The organism is Cellvibrio sp., assembly GCF_053579595.1.
Genome location: NZ_JBRFPI010000183.1, coordinates 1 through 8,801, shown reverse-complemented (window position 1 = coordinate 8,801; position 8,801 = coordinate 1). Strand labels below are relative to the sequence as shown.

7 protein-coding genes are annotated in these 8,801 nt (G+C 47.3%); 2 read left to right on the top strand and 5 right to left on the bottom strand.

Features of this window, described 5'->3' with window-relative positions; genetic code table 11:
• Nucleotides 1-54 precede the first annotated feature (54 nt).
• Both ACWA6V_RS12335 and ACWA6V_RS12330 read right to left on the bottom strand, forming a co-directional pair.
• A complete protein-coding gene (locus ACWA6V_RS12335; RefSeq protein ID WP_449522772.1) occupies nucleotides 55-1,872 on the bottom strand; it encodes an ABC transporter ATP-binding protein in 1,818 nt (605 codons plus the stop codon).
• Between the two features lie 211 nt (nucleotides 1,873-2,083).
• Nucleotides 2,084-3,235: a glycosyltransferase gene (locus ACWA6V_RS12330; RefSeq protein WP_449522771.1), complete on the bottom strand. Its 1,152-nt coding sequence runs from the start codon at nucleotides 3,233-3,235 to the stop codon at nucleotides 2,084-2,086.
• Nucleotides 3,236-3,295: 60 nt separating this feature from the next.
• Here ACWA6V_RS12330 and ACWA6V_RS12325 point away from each other — a divergent pair, with 60 nt between their 5' ends.
• Both ACWA6V_RS12325 and ACWA6V_RS12320 read left to right on the top strand, forming a co-directional pair.
• Entirely contained in the window at nucleotides 3,296-4,444 is a 1,149-nt protein-coding gene (locus ACWA6V_RS12325; RefSeq protein WP_449522770.1) for a glycosyltransferase family 2 protein, read from the top strand.
• Nucleotides 4,445-4,509: 65 nt separating this feature from the next.
• Nucleotides 4,510-5,574: a DegT/DnrJ/EryC1/StrS family aminotransferase gene (locus ACWA6V_RS12320; protein WP_449522769.1), complete on the top strand. Its 1,065-nt coding sequence runs from the start codon at nucleotides 4,510-4,512 to the stop codon at nucleotides 5,572-5,574.
• 52 nt (nucleotides 5,575-5,626) lie between these two features.
• On the opposite strand, the gene ACWA6V_RS12315 is transcribed toward ACWA6V_RS12320, so the two are convergent.
• From ACWA6V_RS12315 to ACWA6V_RS12305, 3 genes are all read right to left on the bottom strand, one after another.
• Nucleotides 5,627-7,027, bottom strand: coding sequence for an exosortase/archaeosortase family protein (locus ACWA6V_RS12315; protein ID WP_449522768.1), 1,401 nt, complete (start codon nucleotides 7,025-7,027; stop codon nucleotides 5,627-5,629).
• 127 nt (nucleotides 7,028-7,154) lie between these two features.
• The gene (locus ACWA6V_RS12310; RefSeq protein WP_449522767.1) at nucleotides 7,155-8,222 is read right to left on the bottom strand and encodes a hypothetical protein; all 1,068 of its coding nucleotides are present in this window, start codon (nucleotides 8,220-8,222) and stop codon (nucleotides 7,155-7,157) included.
• Nucleotides 8,223-8,473: 251 nt separating this feature from the next.
• Nucleotides 8,474-8,801, bottom strand: a 328-nt coding sequence (locus ACWA6V_RS12305; RefSeq protein WP_449522766.1) for a helix-turn-helix domain-containing protein, incomplete at its 5' end; no start/stop codon positions are given.

The following is an 8,801-nucleotide window of genomic DNA, read 5'->3' as shown; positions in this document are numbered from 1 at the left end:
TGCGCACGATTAAACGTAGGTATTATTACGCTAACCAGTGGCATTAATGATGGCTCACTCATTTTGCGAACCTGTATTGATCGAACCTTTTTCAATCATATTGCGAAAGTAACTATTGCTCTCATAGAGAGCAGAGTAGCTATCATTTGCAATCAATTTCCCATCGGCAATAACGGTGATCTTATCCGATAATTTTATCGCTGCAGGGCGATGAGAAATAACGATAATCAGCCTGTCATGTTTTAATTGGTTTAGCAGTTGCATCAATTCGTGTTCTGAATCTATATCCAACGCGCTAGTGGGTTCATCCAGAACCAGAATTTTGTTATTCCGGTAGAGTGCGCGTGCAATGCCGATGCGCTGGCGCTGGCCGCCACTGAGTAACTTTCCATCTTGCCCCAGATCATTTTCCAAGCCCTTGGGGAGTTTTTCGACAAACTCCATGGCATTGGCTTGCTGCAAGGCAGTTTTGACTCGCGCAATATCGACGTCTTCACGATTTACACCAAAAGCGACATTGGTAATCACGTCACCATCGAGAATAAAAATATGTTGCGGGACATAGCCAATGGTGCGTTGGTAGGCGATTAAATCTTTGCCAGCAGTTGGCCTGTGGTTAGTAAAGAGCTGACCGCTAGCTGGTGGCAAGAGGCCGAGAATAATGTCGGCTAGGGTGGACTTTCCGGAGCCCGAAGGTCCGGCAATAGTGTTGAGCTGGCCTTTGGTAAATTTGACGGTGACATCATCCAGTGCAGGTTTATTAGCTTTGGGATAGAGATAGCAGATGTTTTTCAGTTCAATTTCGGTCACATCGGCGATAGGGGGAACATCAGTTTTTTCGTCGCTTGGTGTGTCAATATCCAGCTGCTTGCGCAAAAAAATGGCGACGCCACCATTTGCACTCATGCTGGAAACCGATTTGTAAATTTGCTGCATGGTTGGCAAGAGTTTGTAGCCTGCCAGCGCATAAACACTCAAGAGCGATACGACGTTAGTACTCTCATTGCTGCCGCTGAGAAGCCATACGGCAAACAAAAGTATGGCGCTGAATGAAACTGTTTCAATAGCAAAGCGCGGTAAGTCACCGGAGAGTGCAATGTACGCGCTGGAATCCAGCCCTTGTTTATTGGCGGCGAGATATTGTTGGGTGTATTTTGCTTCAAGTGCATTTAATTTGATGTCTTTGATTCCGATAAAGGATTCCGACATGATTGATTGAACCACTTTGTTGCGTTTGGTAATAATGTCGCCATGGGCACGCAGGGATGTTTTTATCAGCCAGTAAGTACACAAGTAAGCGCCGCCGACTACCAGGGCCGAACCAACCGCGACTACAGGATCGAGAAATAACAGGCCCACCAGAATAATGAGTGCAATAAATAATTGGCTGCACATTAACAAATAAGGTTGTAACACCATGTAGATAAAGCGCGGTGCATCGGCGGAAATGGTGGATATTAGTTTGTTGTAATTCGTGGTTTTGTGAAATAAATAATCCCGACGAATGGATTTTTCAAACAATTGGCATTGCAAATTGCTGCCGAGATAAATCGAAAATGTAAAATGCAGCCATAAGGTCAATGCGCTGACAAAATTGGAAATAAAAATCATCGCAATTGACAGCAAGGCAAAACCGGTAATGAATTCCTGGTTAGATTGGAAGTCGCCATACTCATAGAGCGCGGCAAGGGCGCGATTGGTTTGAATGGAATCCGGATTGGATATGATGCCAATAAAGGGGGCGATACTGGCGATGCCAACGACCTGCACGGCTGCAGAGAAAATGAAGAAAAATTGCATCAATAGCATCCGCAGTTTTTGCTCTCTGCTGAGCACGGCGTAAATGCTGCGGATAATATTCAGGATATACATGTATCAAAAACCTTTTATCTCAACGTGGCGATAGACAACAAGCGCAACTATGACGATGTTGTCTCTATCATTTCCCTGGCTAGCGGTAATTTGCTGGGCGCAGCGGTTTACCGGTGCGGAATTCTATCACACACCATGCTAAGAAATTGTTGCTGGCGACGCGTGAGGCATTACATTCAGGCACTTTTCGGTAGTGTAAAACTATCCGACATTAATGCCGTATCAATTTTTGGTAGAGTGCGAGAGTCGCAGCGGCATTGGTATGGTTGGTGTAAGCCTTTTTCAGCTGCACACTGGGCCTGGTGTGCATAACCTGCAATATTTTATTGCTATAACCTGCAGGGCTATGGTCTCTTACTAGCAGATCCGGGTAATCCGCGAGTATTTCAACCAGGCCGCCAACATTGTGCGCAATCAAGGGTTTGCCGAGTGCGAGTGTTTCCAATGCGGTCATGGGTGTGCCCTCGTGGTCAGAGCAGATGACTACCATATCGAGCGCCGCTATGACTTGTGCGGGGTCAGTGCGGTGGCCGTGAAAGCTCACTGATTGCCCCAGCGCGAGCTCGTGACCAAGCAACTGGAGTTCTGCGGCGAGTTTGCCATCGCCAATAACATGGAAGTGTATTGCTGCAGATGTTTGTTTGAGTAGGAGTTGTGCGGCGCGAAGAAAAATATCGACACGTTTGACCGGTTCCAGACGTCCGACAATACCTATGTGGATAGCACTGGGCTGTGCAGCGCGTATATCGGTAGCGGGAATTGCTTGTTGTAGTCTGTCTACATCTATCCCGTTTTCAATAATATGGATTTTGCGCTTGGGAAATATTTTGCACAATTTTGTTGCCAGGTCGGCGGAGACTGAAATGATGGCATCTTGCAAATAATTGCCACAAAAATGATCTAGCCATACTTGTATTTTCTTGATGCCGGATGCGCCGTGTTCGGGGGCTCCATGCGTTGTTCTCACGGCGGCGCTGCGGCGCCAAAAATGCGGGCGTAAGCATCGGCTGGCAAGGGTATTGGCAAACGCGCCGAGGATATTTTCTTTTTGGCGATGGGTGTGGATTAGGTCTGGGTCAAAACGGCGGATGATTGCGCAAAGGCGGGTGAAAATTTTCAGGCTGCTGATCTGGCGCTCATCGATAATTTCCACGCTTATCCCTGCTTGTTGCAATCGCTCTGCCAGTTCGCCGTGATTCATCAGTACTGCCAATAATTCGCAGTGATCCTGCATTGATGTAAGCAAGGTATAGGCCTGCACTTCTGCGCCCGCCCAGAGATCGCCAGAAATGATGTGCAAAACCCTCGGGTGAGAGGTTAAAATCGGCGATTGAGTTTCACGGTTTGCGTAAGGGTTCGTCATAGGCAGGTGCATGATGTCGAATATTCACTGGAAAGGTTAAGGACAGGTCAAGGGGTCGGAATGTTAACATTTTTATTTTGGTTATTTGGTATTGCTGCTGTTTATAGTTATTTTATCTATCCCTTGGTGCTGCGAATTTTGCTTGCTAAAAAGAGTATAAAAAGCGGCGGCACCTCAACGCAACAAATGGCAGCGGTAAACAGTGTGTCATTGATTGTGACTGCCTATAACGAAGAGCATCGAATTCGCGCAAAAATCGAAAACAGTCTGCAATTACTCGCGGGTGACTTTGCGTTTGAAATTATTATCGCGTCCGATTGTTCGGAAGATAAAACCGATGACATAGTGCGTGAATATGCTGAGCGCAAGGTGCGTTTGGTGCGTGCCCCGGAGCGGCTGGGTAAAGAGCATGCGCAGCAATGTGCCATTAATCTTGCTAATGGCGAGATTGTTGTGTTTAGTGATGTCGCCACTGAAATCCCTTCCGATGCCATTCAAAAACTGGTGGCCTATTTTGCCGATCCAGATGTTGGCGCTGTGTCGAGTGAGGACCGTTTTATCAGTCAGGACGGTTCGGTTGCCGGTGAAGGTGCCTATGTAAAATATGAAATGTGGTTGCGTCAACAGGAATCGAAATTGGCGGGGCTGGTGGGCTTGAGCGGATCTTTTTTTGCGGTGCGCAAGTCCCTGTGCAATGAATGGGATATTCATTCGCCGAGCGATTTTAATACCGCACTCAATACGGCTAAAGCAGGATTGCGTGCCGTAACTGCGCCCGATGTATTGGGTTTTTATCAAGATTTAAAAGATCCCTCTAAAGAGTACCAGCGAAAAATTCGCACGGTAATTCGCGGTATGACCGGGCTTGCGCGCCACGCAGAAGTGTTGAATGTTGGCAAGTTTGGGTTGTTTGCCTTTCAGGTGATTTCACATAAATTGATGCGCTGGCTTACCCCCTGGTTTTTATTGGCAGCCTTTTTATTGAATGCATTTATCGCCGATAACAGTGTGTTCTACTTTTTATTATTCTTGGCGCAACTAGCATTCTACGGCCTTGCTGTAGTGGCTCATTTTTTACCAAACCTGCGCACAATTGCTATCGTCAAGCTGGTGTACTTCTTTGTGCAAGTTAATATTGCCTTGCTCGATGCGGCAATTAAATTTGTTGCCGGCCAGCGCATGACAACCTGGAAACCCTCTGCCCGATGATTATCCACGGCGACCTTCCTCCGGCGGGGAATAAAATTAGTTTGCGCACGCATCAGGAAAATCCTGTGCAAAAACTTTTTACAATGCATTCATACTGGGTTGATTCGGGGACCTCGGCACTGGCGTTGGCGTTGATGGATGCAAAAGCGCAATTCCCTGTTGTGCAACAGCCGCGAGCTATTATTCCTGGTTATTGTTGCCCGGATTTGGTGGCTGCTTGTGTGTATGCAGGTATTGAGCCGGTTGCTATTGATATTAGCGTTAATGATCCCGCTTATGATTGTGAGCAATTGCGCGCGCATCTGGATGATCGAGTTGTGGCGATCATTGCGGTCAATTTTTTGGGTGTTGCTGAGCGGCTTGCAAATCTGCGACAGTTAATTGCAGATTTGGGCTTACGTACCCGTCTGATCGAAGATAATGCACAGTGGTTCCCTGCGCAAAAAAACGAAGCCATTTTTGAATCGGATTATGTCGTGTTTTCATTTGGGCGCGGCAAGCCGCTCAGTTTGTTGGGTGGTGGGTTGCTGTTGGCATCCGCGCGTTTGTCGTCGCATGTGAGTCAGCAGATTGCACCATCACATTCTGTGTCTGCGCTCCTGCCGTTAAAAATGCGCGCTTATAATTGGTTGTTAACACCACATTTGTATTTGCTGTTGAACCGTAATCCTTTATTGCATTTGGGCAGGACAGCCTATATCGCCCTGGAAGAAATTCTGGCCCTGGACCATTTTCGTGCTTCGTTATTAAATGAAAATTTCCATCGCTACAGTGAGCGATCTACGAATTTAGCCGAGCTTTACAGCTCGGCAGCGGCGGTTGGTGGGCTGCAGCAAATGGTGCCGCTGCAAAGCGCGCGCGCGCGACGGTTGCTGCGTTATCCTTTAGTGTGTGCCAGTGTCACCCGCAGGGATAAGTTGCTTGTGCATCTGCAGCGGGAAGGGCTAGGTGCAACAGCGATGTATCAAACGGCAATCGATACAATCAGTGGTGTGGACGGTCGTGTGACTGTGCCTGCAGCACTGGATAATGCGCGCGATTTTGCGCAGCGTTTTATCAGTCTGCCGACTCATGATGGGGTAGCTGAGCATCACCGTGAGAAAATAGTGGCACTATTGCGCAGGGCCTGAAACTACACTTCACTGGTATCGGGTAAGTAGCTCAGCCAATGTAGTGAATGAGCTATTGCAATGCGGCAATTTTATCTAGCGCAGGTTGAATCCTGACAATTTCCTCGCTGCAATCGTCAGCACAATTTACCTGTACTACCAGTAATCCAAAATAATTATCGCCCGCTGCTTTGGCAAAAATTTGAATTAATTTGGCATAGAGATAGTTAGCTGTCTGGTAGCGACCAACGATATATTGTCTGGCAATCAATATGCGCATTTGGCCTCCCACTCGCCGGAAAACCCTCGCATCAAACGATTGTCCCCCTGCAGTTGTGAGGTTCAGCTGTTGCTCATTATTCCACTGGGAGCTGTTAATCAGCCTGCCGAGGTAGGGCACTATTTCTTCTTTTTTGCTGCTGGTGCTATGGGTAAATAAATCGACCTGTAGTGGTGTGCCATCAATATTCAGCAGTTGTTGTTCATTGGTGCCCGGGAAATTGGTGCTCAGACGCGCTCCCATAATGCTAGTTGCGGGTATTTGATAGTGGGCGAGGTGCTGTAGGCTGAGTGGCTGAGTGCCTGTTTTAGGTTCGGGGCTAAAATAGAGCAACAGAGGTCCAATCAATAACGGCAACAGAGGCAATAGTGATGGGCGAGGAATTGCGATAGTGACTGACTGCTGTTTCGCGATAGGGGCAAAGTAGATGCTGGGAATCAAAATTATCGCAAACACAACCCAGCCAAAGGTCTCGTGGTCGCGCATCAAGCTGCTTTGCATTTCAGTCACGTAGCCGATCAATACCAGCAAATAAATGCGCAGCCAATTGGCAAACAGCCCGAGTAATATCGCTAACAATATGGCGGTCAGCGCTTGCGGCACCCGGTAATTATTGACTAACGCGAGAATGTAACCAATTAACAGGGCAACGGTCAGATAGCGCAGTCCGGAGCAGCCATCTGCAATAAAAATAGTGCCGCTTGGGAGGAAAATATTGCTGCCGTCGATGAGTGCAGTCATGCGACTGAGCTTAACTGCCTCGCCAACCATAAAACTACTGAGCTCTACTAACGAGCGATTAAGTTCTCCCCAAATGGGGATAGTGAAAATTAACAGTCCTAAATAGGGAAGTACTGCGCGCAATACCTGAAATGAAAGGCTCGCACTGATGGTCAATGCGATCAGAATAATGATAAGAGCGTAAGCAGGTAAACTGATGCTGAGGCTTTCAAATAGATACCAGAGCAAGGAACAGCTGCCGATGGCGATTAGCTGCAACCAGTACCATGGTGTTTTTGCAATGTGAATGTCAGTCTGCTGATAACTGCGATAGAGGAGGAGTGTAAACATAACTGCAAGGGTTGGCAGTGCGTGTGCTAAATCCTGATCCCACAGCACCCACTTTTTCCACAGGGTAGCCAAACTCGACAAATAGCATAAAGCCACCGACAGAATCGCGACAAAAATAGGCATGGCCGTGCGTAGCCGGAGGAGTCTATTGCTTAAATCCATAGTTAGGCGCGCTATTGAGTCCGATAAAGTGTGAGGCAGTTCATAATAACGCGACCAAACAAAAAAAGCCTAGCTCTATATTGTTGTACTAACGAGTGATTTTGACGTAACGGCTGTACAAACCTGTTGTGTCAAAAACCGCAATTTCAAACTCCAAATCTCGTACTGGCCCGGTAAATACATACTCCGTTGTGCGATTGCCGTTCAAGTTAATGTAGGTGTAGCGTGCGCCTGTAGGTTTGCGATAGCGAATTTCGTAACCGCCAATATCTTCCAGCTCCAGAAAAGAACCATCCTCTCGTTGGTTTGGGTGCCCCCAAGTAATAGTGATGGTTTCTATTGCAGCACTGCTGGCAGTTGAGGAGGAGCTGCTCGATTTGGAACTGGCACTGGAAGATGTGCTGCTAGAGTTCGCACTTGATTTCGAACTACTGCTACTAGATGTGCCTGTGCTGGACTTTGAGCTTGAGCTTGAGCTTGAGCGTAGTGAGCTGCTGCTGGATTTTGAGCTTGAACGTAGAGAACTGTTGCTGGATTTTGAGTTTGCGCTTGAGTTAGTGCTGGCGGTGCTACTATTTGCCAGAGCGAGCGTGCGTATGTTGAATGCAATGGATTCGCCTGAATTATTACCAGCAGTGTCGAAAGAGGTAATAGTGTATGTGTAATCGGTAGCGGGTAGCAGGTTTTGGTCGGCGAACATTTGCGCAGGATAATCAACAATCGCGATGAGGTTATTATTGCGTTTAATGGTGTAGTGGCTGATTCCCACATTATCAGTTGCGTCATCCCAAATCAGGGTAATGTTTCGCTCTGACAGTCGATAGAGCTGCAACTCTGTTACAGCGGGCGGTGTTATATCTGATCCATCGCTTTGCGATGAGACAGATGCGCTGCTGGAGCGTGGTATACGTGAGTAAACTGAGCTGGATGATTGGCTGGTGCTTGAAGCAGAAGTGAGCTCAGCGGTGGAAGACTGGCTTGAAGATGAACTCTGTTCCACGATGCTGCTTGAAGCAATTGAACTGAGCGTTGGCTTATTTATCGCACTGGTAGTGCTACCTCCATCACCTGACGCAGCACCACCACAGGCGGTGAGGGTAGCGGCAAGCCACATTAAAGATAGAATGGATAACAATTTATTGGCGCACTTGCACATCTATTTACACCTGCGATGTTTAAATTAGCTCTTCAATGATTCAAATTTCCAACAAACCAGTATTAGCACTTATGAATTGGTCGGTTGCCAGTTCCATCTTTTTTTTTAGGTTTCGCGATTAAGTATCCAGTTTTTGTGACAAACAATGCGCGATTAGGGGTGATTGTATATATCGATTTTTTCTGAGCGTGGTTCCAACACTGCAACTCCCTGTCCGGTGACTGATGGAAACCTGGCCTGGCAAGCGTTGGTTAATCGTCTTTATCTGCACTGCCTGGGTCGCCGTTGTTAATCAGATATTCCTGATTCATATCATATTTTTTGATCAAGTCATAAAACGTTGGCCGCGTTACACCGAGCAATTTGGCAGCGGCTGAAATATTGTTATCGGTCATGCTGAGTGCGCGCAAAATGGCGCCTCGTTCTGCTTCCTGACGAACATGACGCAAGTTGAGCGACAACTCTCCGGCTTCGGCCAAACCTAAATCTTCACGCGTGATGTGCTTGCCATCGGCCATAATCACGGCGCGTTTTATTTTGTTTTCCATCTCGCGAATGTTGCCTGGCCAGGAATAATTT

Bases quoted from the DNA above. Each gene is read 5' to 3' on its own strand.
- ACWA6V_RS12335 (WP_449522772.1), bottom strand. From the start codon at position 1,872: ATGTATATCCTGAATATTATCCGCAGCATTTACGCCGTGCTCAGCAGA.
- ACWA6V_RS12330 (WP_449522771.1), bottom strand. From the start codon at position 3,235: ATGACGAACCCTTACGCAAACCGTGAAACTCAATCGCCGATTTTAACC.
- ACWA6V_RS12325 (WP_449522770.1), top strand. From the start codon at position 3,296: ATGTTAACATTTTTATTTTGGTTATTTGGTATTGCTGCTGTTTATAGT.
- ACWA6V_RS12315 (WP_449522768.1), bottom strand. From the start codon at position 7,027: ATGCCTATTTTTGTCGCGATTCTGTCGGTGGCTTTATGCTATTTGTCG.
- ACWA6V_RS12310 (WP_449522767.1), bottom strand. From the start codon at position 8,222: ATGTGCAAGTGCGCCAATAAATTGTTATCCATTCTATCTTTAATGTGG.